This window comes from Pseudomonas sp. PB101, assembly GCF_009764265.1.
In the GTDB taxonomy this organism is placed as follows: domain Bacteria; phylum Pseudomonadota; class Gammaproteobacteria; order Pseudomonadales; family Pseudomonadaceae; genus Aquipseudomonas.
Window position 1 is genome coordinate 326,204 of sequence record NZ_RWIR01000092.1, and the last position, 14,799, is coordinate 341,002.

A 14,799-nucleotide genomic window follows, 5' to 3' on the forward strand; every position below is an offset into this window, starting at 1 on the left:
TTCTGGGTAGTTATCAGATAATCGAACACCCGTTCAACGGCTGTTGAACACGACCACATCTGCGAGGGCCACCCCACATGTCTGTTATCGACTGTGATTACCTGCCCACTGAAAAGGTGGTGTTTCCACCCGAGCTGGCGCTACTGATTGTCCGGAAGGCCAGCGCAATGGCAGCAGTTTTCGAGGAGCAGGCGCTAGACCAGCTCACCAAGGATGCCCGGCGAGCCCTCTCCCAAGGCGTAGAGCCTCGGCGAGTTATCAGGGAAATGCGCTTGTATGCGGGCCGCCTGGGACTACCAGGATCTCAGTAGTTTTCCAGCACCTGACCTACCGGAATGGGAGGTCGGCCGATGTTAGAACTCATGAGGTCGAACCAACGTACATTGCGCCTATGAGCGGGAATTTATCCTTAGTTATAGCTAATTCGAATTTGCAGTCAAACTGCCATTAAGGCGATACTCGCCGCCGGTTTTTTCTGACAGGGAAGGTTGCATTGACAATTAATATTGCGATCGCCACGTACGATGCGATCGTATTCGGATGTGACAGCCTTTCGAGCATCGTAGAACAGGCAGTTTTGCCCTTCCGTTACGGACAAGACACTTTCGCACGCGATGCACAAGGCAATGAGCTCATCGACGCTTTCGGCAATCGGGTAGTTTCCGTAGCGAATGTGCAGCCTTTCGTCACGAACGTGTTCGGTGGGGCGCAGAAAATGTTTCTTCTGTACGAGGATGACGATACCTCGGTAGCCGCAGTCACTGCCGGTATGGCGACCCTGTCAGGAGTAACGATTGCCAGTGTTGCTGCTCGCTTCAGAAAGAAGAATTCCTCTGATGGCATCAGCTTCACGTCCGTTCAAGGGGTTGCTGACGCCTTTCTTGAGTACACTCGAACTGAGTGGGAGCGACAGCTGGATTACGCGAATGCACCTGAGGAACAGCGTCCATACTTCCCAGATGTACAGTTCATTGCGGGCGGTTATGGGAAAGATGATGAGACGAGCAAAGTCTTTAAGATCTACGTCGCTACCCGTACCCTGGAAGAGCAGTTCGTCTGGCAGACACGTTCAGGAACGTGTTTTGGTGGACAAGCTGATTTCGTAGAGCGTTTACTGGTGGGTGTGGATCAGCGAATCATCAACGGCGTGAACCACAGATTGATCAGTGATATGCCTGCCCGTGGCGCCCGCTTTGCGTCAAGCTTTGCGGAACAACTGCGAGCGGCGGGCGTCACGATTCCAGAGGGTTTCCAGTTCGACATCCCTCAAGAATTTACAGAGCTTCCTTGGCACGATTACGTTGCAAACATTGATTTCGCCAATCTGCCCACTCAATACGCAGTGGATTTGGTTGAGTTACTTGTAAATCTTCAGTCAGGAATGCAGCGTTTTGCGAATGGCGTTGCTACAGTTGGGGGACGCACACATGTGGGCGTACTCAAACGTGGTGAAAAATTCGTAATGCTCAATGAGCCAAAATTGCATCACAACCATACGGGTTACTCTCATGACTTATGATTATCGCGAGACCTCAGGACAGATCGGCAGCCCGCCAAAGCCTGAACGCGAGCTGTATCTCGCCAGATCTGTTAATTGCTCCGATCGGAGCGGTTCTATCCCCTCCTCCCAAGATCGGAAGCAAGGTGGGCTTGCGACTCGTCTGGGAGACTGCCTGCTAGCAACATTCCGGAACGGTACAGTCGAAGTTTGTTAAGTACGCCTGCCTAAAGAAAAGCTCCTTCGGGAGCTTTTCTTGTTTTTGGGGTCGTATGAAATACCTCCTCTGCCGTCAAATCCCCGGATTTGCGATCGACGATGATCACATCCAGCGTCTCGCAGCCTCAGACCTAGCCGGGCAGGCAAGGGCAAGGGCAAGGGCATAGTCGCGCCTCAAAAGTGAGGAGCCAGGCAATCGACCCAGATTTGAATTGATTGATCCAGGACTTAGTATTTGAACACCCTCTCACTTTCGACAGTTGGGGCAATAAAGGTTTACCGCTCGTCGAAAATTGATAGAGTAAATCAGGCCCGTTTCGGTCGTCGCTTGCATGGTCAAAACGGAGCCGCCTTTCAAAAAGCGAGTAGATTTGTGAGTAGAAAATCAATCATAAAACGCGAAAGCCTTTAAATACGCAGCCTGTAGGCATCTGTTCGATTCCGTCTCTGGCACCAAAATACCGAAAAACCCCAAGCGAAGATGATTCCTTGGGGTTTTTTATTGCCCGCGATTTAATGGCCACCGGCCCCCTTCCGGACCCGGCCACTTTCCACCCGACCACCGATTCGCTTAACCCGATGATGGCAATTTGACGCCATCGTTTTGCCCTGTAAACTGCCGGTCACTTCCGTTTTCTCTTTGCGTAAAAGGAATTAGCAATGGCGACCCTGGGCGAAATCCGCGTCAATACCACGACTGGCAAAAACTCCGAGCCCTCCCTCACGGCTCTGAAGGACGGTGGTTACATCGTGGCGTGGAGCGATCAGGGAACAAGCTTTACCGACTACATCTACACCCAGCGCTATAACGCCAGCGGCGTGAAGGTGGGCGAGCCAGCCCTGGTCAACAAAGTGACCAACAGCGCACAGGAAGATCCCTCCATTACCGCATTGGCCAACGGTGGCTACGTGGTCGCCTGGCAGTCGGATACCTACGACGATATGTCGGACATCGCCGCCCAGATCTACAACGCCAATGGCGTCAAGGTTGGAAGCGAGTTCATCGTCAACACGACCAGAATGGGTGAGCAGGACAGCGCGCAGATCACTTCGCTGAAGGACGGCGGCTTTGTGGTGTCCTGGGCTTCTTTCGGCCAGGACGGCAGCGGTTGGGGCAGTTACCTGCAGCGCTATGACGCCAGCGGGGCGAAGGTCGGTGTGGAGACTCGCGTCGCTACCACCACGCTGTCCGAGCAGGATGACTCTACTGTCACCAGCCTTGCCGATGGCGGCATCATGGTGGTTTGGGAAGGCAACGGCAAAGACGATGCATACGGCATCTTCGGCCAGCGATTCAAGGCCGACGGCAGCAAGTCGGGCGCAGAAGTCCGCATCAATACCAGGGTTGCCGACGATCAGACAGACCCTGTCGTGAAGGTCCTGAGTAACGGTAACTACGTCGTCACCTGGCAATCGGCTCCCGACGATGGTGATGGCAACGAGGAAACCGATGCCCCTGCCGACATCTACTCGCAGCTTTTCAATACCGCTGGCGTAAAAGTGGGCGCGGAAACCCGGGTCAACACCACCATCGCAGGCAATCAGGAAGAACCTAATGTCACCGCCATGACGGATGGCGGTTATCTGGTGACCTGGGCAGGCCAGGGCACCGGTGATGTCAATGGCATCTTCTGCCAACGCTTCAATGCCAGCGGCGTCAAGGTGGGCACCGAAACCCGCATCAACACCACGACCACCGACAATCAATTGTTCTCCCAGGTGACTGCATTGGCCGATGGCGGCTACTTGGTTGCCTGGGAGTCGTCGAAGGCGAGCGGGCAAGTTGACGTTTATACCCAGCGCTTTGACGCGAACGGCAACAAGGTTTCCAGCCTGACAGGCGATGCCTTGGCCAACACCCTGACGTGGACCGGCGCCGGCAGCGTGATCATCGATGGCGGCGCGGGCAACGACGCGCTTACAGGTGGCCGCGCCAACGACCATCTGAACGGCGGTGCAGGCAATGACTCGCTCGATGGCGGCGCCGGTGCCGACCGCATGATCGGCGGCGATGGCTCGGACCGCTACTACGTCGACAACGCCGGCGATATCGTCAGCGAGACCAACGTCTCGGCCAGCACCGGCGGCACCGATAGCGTCTACAGCTTCCTCGGCGCCTACACCCTGAGTGACAACGTCGAGAACCTGCGCCTGCTGGCGACCGGCAATGCCAATGGCACCGGCAACAGCCTCAACAACATCATCGACGCCGGGGCCGGCAACAACATCCTCAATGGCGGCGCCGGTATAGATACCGCGTCCTATGCCTATGCCACGGCGGCGGTAACGGCCAGCCTGAGCCTGACCACCGCGCAAGCCACCGGTGGTTCCGGCACAGACACCCTGCTGAACTTCGAAAACCTCACGGGCAGCGCCTATCACGACAACCTGACCGGTAATGCGCTTGCCAACACCCTCACGGGCGGTGCCGGCAACGACATTCTCAATGGCGTTGCCGGTGCCGACCGCCTGATCGGCGGCGATGGCTCGGACCGCTACTACGTCGACAACGCCGGCGATATCGTCAGCGAAACCAACGCCATGGCCAGCACCGGCGGCACCGATAGCGTCTACAGCTTCCTCGGCGCCTACACCCTGGGTGACAACGTCGAGAACCTGCGCCTGCTGGCAACCGGCAATGCCAATGGCACCGGCAACAGCCTCAACAACATCATCGACGCCGGGGCCGGCAACAACATCCTCAATGGCGGCGCCGGCATCGATACCGCGTCCTATGCCTTTGCCACGGCAGCGGTGACGGTCAACCTGGGCCTGACCACCGCGCAAGCCACCGGTAGCTCCGGTACAGACACCCTGCTGAACTTCGAAAACCTCACGGGCAGCGCCTATCACGACAACCTGACCGGTAATGCGCTCGCCAACACCCTCACCGGCGGTGCTGGCAACGACACGCTCAACGGTGGCGCCGGCAACGACCTGCTGATCGGGGGCACAGGCCTGGACAAGCTTTACGGTGGCGCCGGGGCCGACAAGTTCGACTTCAACGCCTTGAGTGAAATGGGCCTGGGCGCCGCCCTGCGCGATGTCATTGGCGACTTCAAGAGCAGCGAAGGCGACAAGATCGACCTGTCGACCCTGGACGCCAACCTGGCGACAGCGACCAACGATGCGTTCAGCTTCATCGGTTCCAGCGCGTTCAGCAGCAACGCCACCGGACAGCTACGGTTCGCCGGCGGCATTCTCTACGGCAGCACCGACGCCGATACCGCCGCGGAGTTTGAAATTCAGTTGCTGGGGGTGAGCAACCTGCAAACTGCCGACCTGATTGCCTGATAGAGGGTGATCGTACCGGCATGACACCGGCACCCAATACCGAAAACCCTGAATCGCAGGATTCAGGGTTTTTTATGCATTTGTGATCGGCCTTTCTTTGCAGTCTCTCAGGCCTATCAGAACGCTCCGCATGCTTTAACCGAAACGGATGACATACGCTGATCATGGAGTTGAGCAAAATTTGGAAGAGGAGCTGCCGCGATGTCATCAAAGACAACAGACGGGTCCTGGTTCGTATTTTCGGACTTTCAAAGTTTTCTACCCCCATCGTTGTTTCACAGGACCCGTTAGTGCTACGGGGCTGATTCTTTATGCGATCAGGCTTTTGAACGACCAGTCATATGATTACTGGGCAATAACCATAAAGAGAGAATGCAATGTCCTTGGATGTAATTGGCATGTTGGCGCTCGTCGCTTTTTGCGCCGGCTTTTTTGATGCGATCGCCGGTGGGGGCGGTTTGATCACCTTGCCTGCACTGTTTCTGGCAGGTTTAGATCCGATCAGTGCAATTGCAACGAACAAGTTCCAGGCCGCTTCGGCAACTGTTTCGGCAACGGTGACCTTTGCTCGCAAAGGAATGATCGAGTGGCGCGAAGGCCGTTTCCTGGTTATCTGCGGATTTATTGGCGGCGCCAGTGGTGCCTTGCTGGTCAGCTCTATTGATAAGCGCTACCTGGAAGCTTGCGTGCCTATCATGCTGATTCTGGTAGCCGTCTATTTTGCGCTATCTCCAAAGCTGGCCAATGAAGATCGACGCAAGAGAATTGGTATTCTGCTGTTCTCGTTTACCGTGGCACCTATCCTGGGTTTTTACGACGGTGTATTTGGCCCCGGTGTGGGCTCCTTCTTTATCGTTGGGTTCGTTCTTCTCTGCGGCTTGAGCATGATGCGAGCCATGAGCTTTACCAAGCTCGCCAATGCCTCCTGTAACCTGGGCTCTTTGTCGGTGTTCATTACCAAAGGGGTGATCATCTGGCCGGTCGCCATTGCGATGGCCCTCGCGGCCTTTATCGGCGCGCAACTGGGCGCGCGCGCCGCTGTGCGGGTCGGTCCAAGGCTAATCAAACCCATGTTGATCGTGGTGTGCTGTGCGTTGGCTATCAAGCTTCTGAGTGTGGAAAACAACCCCTTGCGCGTTGCATTCACGCACTTGGTAGCCTCGCTATGATCCTCGCAGGATTCAGGGTTTTCGGTATTGGGTGCGATTTAACAAATCCACCACCACCGAAAATTCCTACATCCTTCAGGCGCTTCCCCTCTCAAGTTGTGCCCGCTGTTCTTACAGCACTTCAGGATGGCTCTCATAGAGCGCATACGCTTACAGGGTGAAACTACTGCCGCAGCAAATCTGCCTGCCATGCATTCACGTCTCATCGTAAGGAAACAACGCTTGAACAACCTTTTGAAGTTCCTCACTCTGTCGACAATCATTGCGACAGCCAGCGGCTGCGTCAGCTATAACAACAGCCAGCCATCGTCGCCAATCGACAGCACCGTCAAGGCCGACCTCAAGGCGGACATCGCTGTAGGCGACGCCATTTCCGGCCAGTCTTCGGTCAACGTCCTGTTTGGCTTCCTCAAGTTTGGTGGCGACTCGCAATTTGCCGATGGCGTCAGCTATGGCGGTCAAAGCGGTGCCGGCCTGAGCAGCCTGGGCCTGGACCCTGTCAGCGCAGTTAAATCCGCTGCAGCCTACAAAGCGGTAAAAGCCAGCGGTGCCGACCTGATCGTCGCGCCCCGTTATGAAGTGAGCGAAGAAAACTACTTCATCTTCAAGAAAGTATCCGTCACGGTAAAAGGCAACAAAGGCAATATCCGCAGCATCCGCTGATTCATCTCCCCAGGTGATTGTTCAGCGACTCACCCTTGTGCTTTGGCAAACCGAAAAACCTGGCGCACTGCATGACGCAGGCAGTCTTTGAAAAACTGCGGCTTGCCGACATGAGAGTCGTTGTTACAGGCAAAAAACCCGCGATTCTTGAAAAGAGTTCGCGGGTTTTGTCGTTTCAGGCGGTGCCCCCAAACCGTGCTGTATTGCTTGTCCAGCAGGTTTTGGATACCGCCGCTGAAAGTGCCGAATTCGGTGCCGCGGCTGCCTAGCAGGTCGAAGGTGGTATAGCCGCTGATCTTGTGGTCGGCGTCGTCTTCGAGGGTAAACGCGTGGTTGCCCTGCACGCGGGCGCTGGTTTTGTCGCCTCGCTGAGGCCCGGCTTGCCATAAAACTTGGCCGCGTCGGGCAGATCGAAACCTTCGCCGTAGTTGATCCACACCTGGTGACCGTTCTTGAAATCGTAAATGATGCCCAGGTTGTACACGCTGACCGCGTAGTCGTTGCTGCCGCCCTCGGCCCCCTTGAAATGACCGACGTCGACATCCATCTGCTGGCGTCGCGCGCCACCGGAGATAAAAACGAAAAACCCTGAATGGCAGGATTCAGGGTTTGGTTGCGGTCCAAAACGCTTCTCGTTAACTCGCATCATTCCAGTGGAAAACCAGGTTGCGCGCTGCACCACTGCCAACATCGGCAACGTCCTGCCGTGTTTCGCCGTTGCGTGTCGCAATGACCGTGTATTTACCGGCAGGCAGTTTCACGTAAACCAGTGGACCGGCGTCATTGATCGTCAGCACGGTTTGCCCGGGGGCTTTCTGAATAACGACGCTCACATCAGGAATGTATTCATTTTCCGTCCCGACAGAGAACGTCATGTGCAGGTTATAGCCGGTGGTCTGCTGGATGGCCCTGGACTCATCCTCGCCGATACCACCGGACAGGTAGGCGATGCCGTTTTGCTCCTGGCGTTGCACCTGCACGCCAGCGTTGTCGATTGGATCAAGGCTGGCGGCTGGCGACATCGATGGAAACATCAACACGCCGACGGCGGTGAGGGGCAACAGGAGTGAATGGAGGTACTTCATGATGACGACTCCCGGGTTCTGCAGAACCCAATCGTTACATTCTTTGGATTTCCAACTGGGTGCAGGGGTTTTAGATTGATTTGGCCTGAGTACGAAACGTACTACGCCATTTGTTCCTCAGCCCTCGCCCGAATCGAGAACCGTCCTGCCGGAAAACCCGGTAATTCCTGCCTGATTTTCAGTAACTCCCGGCAGCGTCGAAGGGTGCTCGCTTGTCATGCTCTTTCGCTGCTCAACCTGCTGCGGAAGACTTCATGACGACCCTCACACCCGACGACGCCCACGACCCACATCTGGCATCCCTGCTTGGCAATCTTGGCAAATTGATCCATCAGGCACGGCGCAAGGTGCTTCGGGCGGTCGATACCGTTCAGGTGCAAACCTGTTGGCAGATTGGTCGACATATTGTCGAGTTCGAGCAGGAAGGGGCTCGGCGGGCGAGATATGGCAAGCGCTTACTGGCCACTTTGGCGAAAGGACTGAGTGCCGACTTCGGCAAAGGCTTTGACGAACGCAATCTGCGTTACATGCGGGATTTTTATCAAACTTTCCCAATTTGGAACGCAGTGCGTTCCGAATTGAGCTGGACCCACTACCGTCGCCTGCTTCGGGTCGACAACGACAGCGCTCGTCTCTGGTACATGAACGAATCCGCCAGCCAAAACTGGTCTAGCCGCGCCCTGGAACGCCAGATCAACACCCTGTATTACGAACGCCTGCTGGCAAGCCGCGATCGCAGCAGCGTCAAGCAGGAAGCCGCCACCAACATTCAGGACATGAAAGCCCGCCCCCGGGATTTCATCCGTGATCCGGTGGTGCTGGAGTTTCTTGGTTTACCCAATGCCGGCAAGCTTCAGGAAAGCGAAATCGAACAGGCACTGATCGAACAACTGCAGGGTTTCCTGCTGGAGCTGGGCAAGGGCTTCGCGTTCATTGCTCGCCAGCAACGCATCAGTACCGACAGCAAGGATTTCTACATCGACCTGGTGTTCTACAACTACTTGCTCAAGTGCTTCGTCATCTTCGATATCAAGCGCGGTGAACTGACCCATCAGGATGTCGGGCAGATGGACATGTACGTGCGCATGTACGACGACCTCAAACGCGGCGTGGAAGACGGCCCGACCGTCGGCATCATTCTCTGCGCGTAAAAGGATGAATCCGTGGTGCGTTACTCGGTGCTGGAAGGAAACGAACAACTGTTCGCCAGCAAGTACAAGCTTGTCCTGCCCAGTGAAGAGGAGCTGCGCAACGAACTGGATCGCGAACGGGCGGCACTTGAAGAACGATTGCTCGACCCACCACTGCGTTGAGGCCAATGGATTGTTCATCGACGCCATCAAGACTATCTTTGGCAGCTACCCGCAAAGGTTCGACGCCGATGAGTTTGCAGGAAACGCCCTCACTCGCCCCCACTCAAATCGAGCTGCCATTGCAACGCGTCGCGTCCGGCGAGCCGTTCAGGGAAAGCGCTGCGGATAGCTTTGTGCTCGGCGGCTTCACCTGGCGACACCCTTCCCGGGACGCCGCTCGTCCGGTCGTGATCATCAACGCCGCCACCTCGGTCCGCTGTCGCCATTACTCGCGCTTCGCCGACTATCTTTTCGACCATGGCTTCGACGTCATCACTTTTGACTACCGCGGCATCGGCGAGTCGCGGCCGGCATCGCTCAAGGGGCTTCAAGCCTCCTGGACCGATTGGGGAGCGCTGGATTTCGAGGCAATGCTCAAGCGCGCACAGCGCGAGTTTCCCGGGCAGCCCATCGATGTGATCGGCCACAGCTTTGGCGGCTGCGTAGCGGGACTGGGGGCCTCCGGGCACCTGATCCGGCGCCTGCTAACGGTTGGCGCACAATTCGCCTACTGGCGCGACTATGCGCCGGCTCATCGCTGGCGCATGTTTGGCAAGTGGCATGTGCTGATGCCACTGATAACGATGATCTGCGGCTACTTTCCCGGCAAACGCCTCGGGTGGCTGGAAGATACGCCCGCCGGTGTGGTCCGCGACTGGAGCCTCTCCACTGCCCGCTACGAAAAACGCTCCAGCGCCCGTGCGATCCCCTCCGGGCAATTACCCTTTGCCGGAGTCACCGCGCAAACCCTGGCCATCAGCATCAGCGACGACCCCTACGGAACGGTCCCGGCCATCGAACGCCTGCTCGGCTACTTCACCGGCAGCCATCGCACTCACCTGCGGATCCATCCCGAAGACATCGGCGAAGAAGAAGTCGGACATTTCGCCTTTTTTCGCAGCCCATACCAAGCCACACTATGGCCCATTGCATTGGCCTGGCTGCAAAACGGCGAACTGGCCCCCGATACTCCCGGGCGGCAAGTACCACGCAACTAGACCTTTTGCCCTTTCAACGTACACGGAACAACGCCCATGGCCTCCGCCAACAAGCAGCAAAAACGCGCCTCCCGCGCCAAGGCCAAGGCCAAGCAGAACCGCACCCAGCGGGCTGCCGCGCCGGTCGAGCTGGACCCGAACGACGATCGCATCGACTTCGAATCGGTGGACCTGACCGAACTGTTCAAGAAAATGATCGACGCCGAAAAGATCAGCCAGCAAGCCATGTGCACCGCCTTCCTCGAAGACCCGCTGCTGGAGCTGGTGTACGAGCAGGAAGGCGAGGAAGGCGCGATGGACTTCATCCTTGCCGCCTTGATCGAATATCGCCAATGGTCTGCCGAAACCGACGAGGCCGGCGCCCTGGCGTGGATCGAATCCCCGGCCTTCCAGGCCGACTATGTGGCGGCGTCCGACGCCATTGCCGCGCAAACCCAACAGAAACCCGACTGAGTTCCCATGGCCTCCCTGAACAAGCAACAGAAACGCGCCAAGCGTGCAAAAGCCAAAGCCAAGCAGATCAATATCCACGGCAGGAAACCCGCCGCGCTGGACGATGACGAACTCGGCCACCTCGCCGAACCGATCCCGGAATACACCCTGGCGATGTTCAGCAAAATGCGCGACGCGGAAGCCGTCAGCCGCAGCGAAATGCTCTCGGTTCTGCTGACGGACCTGGCCTTTATCATCATCGACCAGCCAGAACTGCTGGACATGGAAAACGCCGACGACGAAGGCATGGCCGCCACCCACCTGGCCGCCGACATGCTGATCGACTATCGCATGTGGGCCGACGGCATGGATCGCGAGACCGCCCAGGCCTGGCTGAGCGAGCCGCAGTTCATCGCCGATTTCAGCGCTGCGCTGGATGTCTACCGCGAGTCGCTGGAAGTACCGGAAGAAAAAGCCGAGTAAGGGTTACGACTCAAACAAAAACGGCCGCTTGTCATCACTGACAGCGGCCGTTTTGCGTTACAGGGTATGGATCAGTTCAGCACTACCGCGCCGCGCTTTTCCAGTTTGCGACGGCGAGCCACCAGCAAGCCGGCCGCTACCACCAGGGCACTGAGCAGGCCGGTCGCGAGAATTTCCACGCGATGGGCATCCTGGAACAGCATGATGGTCAGGGCCACAACGATGAAGACGATCACCGCGTAGGTCAGGCCCGGGAACAGCCACATGCTGAAGGCGATTTTCTCGCCGCGCGCAATACGCTGCTTGCGCATGCGCAGTTGCGATATCGCAATCACCAGGTACACCAGCAGTGCGATGGCGCCGGAGCTGGCCAGCAGGAATTCGAACACCGCAGCCGGGGCCACGTAGTTGGCGAATGTTGCCAGGAACGCAGCGCCGGTGGACAGCATCACCGCCCAGTACGGCGTACCGCTTTTGTTGGTGCGGGTGGACATGGCCGGCGCATCGCCGCGCTTGCCCAGGGAGAACAACATACGCGACGACGTGTAGAGCGCCGAGTTCAGGCAACTGGTCACAGCAACCAGTACCACGATGTCGACGATCATCTTGGCGTTCGGGATGCCCATGCGCTCAAGCACAGTCTGGTAGGAACCCAGGCTTGCCAGTACCGGGTCGTTCCAAGGCACCAGGGCCACGACGATGAAGATCGATACGAGGTAGAACAAGCCGATCCGCCAGATCACCGAGTTGGTGGCCTTGGAGATTTGCTTGCCCGGGTCTTTCGATTCCGCGGCCGCGATGGTCACGATCTCGGTGCCCATGAAGGAGAACATGGTGGTCAGGATCGCACCCAACACCGCGCCCATGCCGTTTGGCAGGAAGCCCTGGGTATCGAACAGGTGTGAAACGCCGCTGACCTGGCTGCCTGGCAGGAAGCCGAAGATCGCCATGACGCCGAGCACAATGAAACCGATGATCGCCAGGACCTTGATCAGGGCGAACCAGAACTCGAACTCACCGTAGTTCTTCACGCTGAACAGGTTGGTCACGGTCAGCAGCATCGTGATCACCAGGGCGAAGGCCCAGATGTCCACGCCGGGGAACCAGGCGTGCAGGATGGTCGCGGCGGCGTTGGCTTCCAACGGGATGACGAGCACCCAGAACCACCAGTACAGCCAGCCGATGGTGAAACCGGCCCAGTGACCGATCGCGCGGTCGGCGTAAGTCGAAAACGAACCGGTGTCCGGCGAGGCAACGGCCATTTCGCCGAGCATGCGCATCACCAACACCACCAACATGCCGGCGGCGGCGTAAGCCAACAGAACAGCCGGACCTGCAGCGGCGATGGCGTGACCCGAGCCAACGAACAAGCCGGCGCCGATAACCCCGGCAATCGACAGCATGGTCACATGGCGCGGTTTGAGCCCCTGTTCGAGGCCACTAGAGCTTTGGGTACTGCTCATTGAAACTACCTTTGTAAGGAGAAGCGAATGCGTGCATCCCGTTCGGCGGACCTTCTCGTAAAAAGAAGCCAACAGGGCGTTCTGGATTCTGCACGCAATAATTGCGCCAAAATATTTCAAATCCTTCTAGCCCGGTGATTCCAACCAGACCGGACGGTCATCGCAACCCATTGAATCTAATAGCACTTTGCCAGAACGTTACCCTGCGACCCACATTGCGGGGCAAATCCGCGCACCGGAAACACACCTGAAAATGGCTCCGCGCACATTAAAAGTGCACAAGCGGTGCATTTGGCCGGATAGCGCTTCCAACACCCTGTCAAAGCTGGCAACATCGCGCCTTTTTTTGCGGCAGCCACCGCGCTTTTTGTTGACAGGCAAGGTTCAAACGGCTGTTCGGTTGTTGATGGGGCGACAGTCTGCTGCGCCGATGCGACAACCTGCCACACACCAGCCGTTTACCGTCCGTAGCGCTGTTGGCTGCTATTGAAACGCTATGCTAGGTTGGCCGCCTCGCCAGGAAGGCCACCAACAGCAGGAGCGCAACATATATGAGGAACGCACATGGCTGAGGCCACGCCCGCGCTTGAAATCCGCAACTTGCACAAACGCTACGGTTCGCTGGAGGTGCTCAAAGGCATCTCGCTGACCGCCCGCGACGGCGACGTGATCTCGATCCTGGGTTCCTCCGGCTCCGGCAAGTCCACGTTCCTGCGCTGCATCAACCTGCTGGAAAACCCGCATCAGGGGCAGATCCTGGTCGCCGGCGAAGAGCTCAAGCTCAAGGCTGCGAAAAACGGTGAGCTGGTTGCCGCCGACGGCAAGCAGATCAATCGCCTGCGCAGCGAAATCGGTTTTGTGTTTCAAAACTTTAACCTGTGGCCGCACATGACGGTGCTCGACAACATCATCGAAGCCCCGCGCCGCGTGCTCGGCCAAAGCAAGGCCGAAGCCATCGAAGTCGCCGAAGCCCTGCTGGCCAAGGTCGGCATCGCCGACAAGCGCCATGCCTACCCGGCGCAATTGTCCGGCGGTCAGCAACAACGCGCCGCCATCGCCCGCACCCTGGCCATGCAACCCAAGGTCATCCTGTTCGACGAGCCCACCTCGGCGCTTGACCCGGAAATGGTCCAGGAAGTACTTAATGTCATCCGCGCACTGGCCGAAGAAGGCCGCACCATGCTGCTCGTGACCCATGAAATGGGCTTCGCCCGCCAGGTCTCCAGCGAAGTGGTGTTCCTTCACCAGGGCCTGGTAGAAGAGCAAGGATCGCCACAGCAGGTATTTGAAAACCCGCTTTCGGCGCGCTGCAAACAATTCATGTCCAGCAACCGCTAACGGAGCTACCCACATGCAGAACTACAAAAAGGTCTTCCTGGCTGCCGCCGTCACCCTGGCGTTCAGCGCCGGTGCCATGGCCGAAACCCTGAAGATGGGCATCGAAGCGGCTTACCCGCCGTTCAACAATAAAGATGCCAGTGGCAATGTCGTCGGCTTCGACAAAGAGATCGGCGACGCCCTGTGCGCCAAGATGAAGGTCGAGTGCACCGTCGTGACCTCCGACTGGGACGGCATCATCCCGGCCCTGAACGCCAAGAAGTTCGACTTCCTGATCTCCTCGATGTCGATCACCGACGAGCGCAAGCAAGCGGTGGACTTCACCGACCCGTACTACTCCAACAAGCTGCAGTTCATCGCCAAGAAAGACGTCGACTTCAAAACCGACAAAGACTCCCTCAAAGGCAAAGTGATCGGTGCCCAGCGTTCGACCCTGGCGGGCACCTTCATGGAAGACAACATGCCGGGCGTTGAACTCAAACTCTACGACACCCAGGAAAACGCCTACCTCGACCTGACTTCCGGCCGTCTGGACGGCATCCTGGCCGACAAGTACGTCAACTACGAATGGCTCAAAAGCGACGCTGGCCGTGAATACGAGTTCAAGGGCGATCCAGTGGAAGAAAGCGACAAGATCGGTATCGCCGTACGTAAAAACGATCCGATCCGCGCGAAGTTGAACACCGCGCTGAAAGAAATCGTCGCTGATGGCACCTACAAGAAGATCAACGACAAGTACTTCCCGTTCAGCATCTATTGATTCTGACCTGCCGGACCGGCGCCCTCCTCTGATGGCGCCGGTCCC

The 14,799-nt window shown here is 57.5% G+C and carries 12 protein-coding genes and 2 pseudogenes; 11 read left to right on the forward strand and 3 right to left on the reverse strand.

Annotated elements, in window-relative coordinates; all coding sequences use genetic code 11:
- Positions 1 to 493: 493 nt before the first annotated feature.
- From EI969_RS28960 to EI969_RS30335, 5 genes are all read left to right on the forward strand, one after another.
- Positions 494 to 1,519, forward strand: a complete 1,026-nt coding sequence (locus tag EI969_RS28960) for a hypothetical protein (protein ID WP_160390706.1) — start codon at positions 494 to 496, stop codon at positions 1,517 to 1,519.
- Positions 1,520 to 2,377: 858 nt separating this feature from the next.
- A complete protein-coding gene (locus tag EI969_RS30850) occupies positions 2,378 to 5,011 on the forward strand; it encodes a calcium-binding protein (RefSeq protein WP_160390707.1) in 2,634 nt (877 codons plus the stop codon).
- Positions 5,012 to 5,388: 377 nt separating this feature from the next.
- Positions 5,389 to 6,180, forward strand: a complete 792-nt coding sequence (locus EI969_RS28970; RefSeq protein WP_160390708.1) for a TSUP family transporter — start codon at positions 5,389 to 5,391, stop codon at positions 6,178 to 6,180.
- A 189-nt stretch (positions 6,181 to 6,369) separates the two neighbouring features.
- The gene (locus tag EI969_RS28975; RefSeq protein ID WP_160390709.1) at positions 6,370 to 6,843 is read left to right on the forward strand and encodes a hypothetical protein; all 474 of its coding nucleotides are present in this window, start codon (positions 6,370 to 6,372) and stop codon (positions 6,841 to 6,843) included.
- Between the two features lie 71 nt (positions 6,844 to 6,914).
- Positions 6,915 to 7,112, forward strand: a complete 198-nt coding sequence (locus EI969_RS30335; protein WP_178120857.1) for a hypothetical protein — start codon at positions 6,915 to 6,917, stop codon at positions 7,110 to 7,112.
- On the opposite strand, the pseudogene EI969_RS28980 reads toward EI969_RS30335, so the two are convergent.
- Together EI969_RS28980 and EI969_RS28985 are read right to left on the reverse strand one after the other, a co-directional pair.
- Positions 7,023 to 7,417, reverse strand: a pseudogene (locus tag EI969_RS28980) (TonB-dependent receptor domain-containing protein); the annotation flags it as partial. The gene EI969_RS30335 and the pseudogene EI969_RS28980 overlap by 90 nt on opposite strands.
- Positions 7,418 to 7,478: 61 nt before the next feature.
- Positions 7,479 to 7,928, reverse strand: coding sequence for a carboxypeptidase regulatory-like domain-containing protein (locus tag EI969_RS28985; RefSeq protein ID WP_160390710.1), 450 nt, complete (start codon positions 7,926 to 7,928; stop codon positions 7,479 to 7,481).
- A 254-nt stretch (positions 7,929 to 8,182) separates the two neighbouring features.
- On the opposite strand from EI969_RS28985, the pseudogene EI969_RS28990 reads away from it, so the two are divergent.
- The 4 genes and pseudogenes from EI969_RS28990 (at position 8,183) to EI969_RS29005 (ending at position 11,193) form a co-directional block, all read left to right on the forward strand.
- Positions 8,183 to 9,241 (forward strand): annotated as a pseudogene (locus EI969_RS28990) (YhcG family protein).
- 68 nt (positions 9,242 to 9,309) lie between these two features.
- On the forward strand, positions 9,310 to 10,278 hold the full coding sequence (locus tag EI969_RS28995; RefSeq protein ID WP_160390711.1) for an alpha/beta fold hydrolase: 969 nt from the start codon (positions 9,310 to 9,312) through the stop codon (positions 10,276 to 10,278).
- Positions 10,279 to 10,314: 36 nt separating this feature from the next.
- Entirely contained in the window at positions 10,315 to 10,731 is a 417-nt protein-coding gene (locus EI969_RS29000) for a hypothetical protein (protein ID WP_160390712.1), read from the forward strand.
- Between the two features lie 6 nt (positions 10,732 to 10,737).
- Entirely contained in the window at positions 10,738 to 11,193 is a 456-nt protein-coding gene (locus EI969_RS29005; RefSeq protein ID WP_160390713.1) for a hypothetical protein, read from the forward strand.
- A gap of 71 nt (positions 11,194 to 11,264) precedes the next feature.
- Here EI969_RS29005 and gabP read toward each other — a convergent pair whose 3' ends face one another.
- Positions 11,265 to 12,656 (reverse strand): GABA permease, encoded by a 1,392-nt coding sequence (gabP, locus tag EI969_RS29010; RefSeq protein ID WP_160390714.1) that lies wholly within the window; start codon positions 12,654 to 12,656, stop codon positions 11,265 to 11,267.
- 564 nt (positions 12,657 to 13,220) lie between these two features.
- Between gabP and EI969_RS29015 the strand changes: the two genes are divergently transcribed.
- Together EI969_RS29015 and EI969_RS29020 are read left to right on the forward strand one after the other, a co-directional pair.
- A complete protein-coding gene (locus tag EI969_RS29015) occupies positions 13,221 to 13,994 on the forward strand; it encodes an ABC transporter ATP-binding protein (RefSeq protein ID WP_150717416.1) in 774 nt (257 codons plus the stop codon).
- 13 nt (positions 13,995 to 14,007) lie between these two features.
- Complete coding sequence (locus EI969_RS29020) at positions 14,008 to 14,754, forward strand: ABC transporter substrate-binding protein (protein WP_160390715.1); 747 nt, start codon at positions 14,008 to 14,010, stop codon at positions 14,752 to 14,754.
- Positions 14,755 to 14,799: the final 45 nt, after the last annotated feature.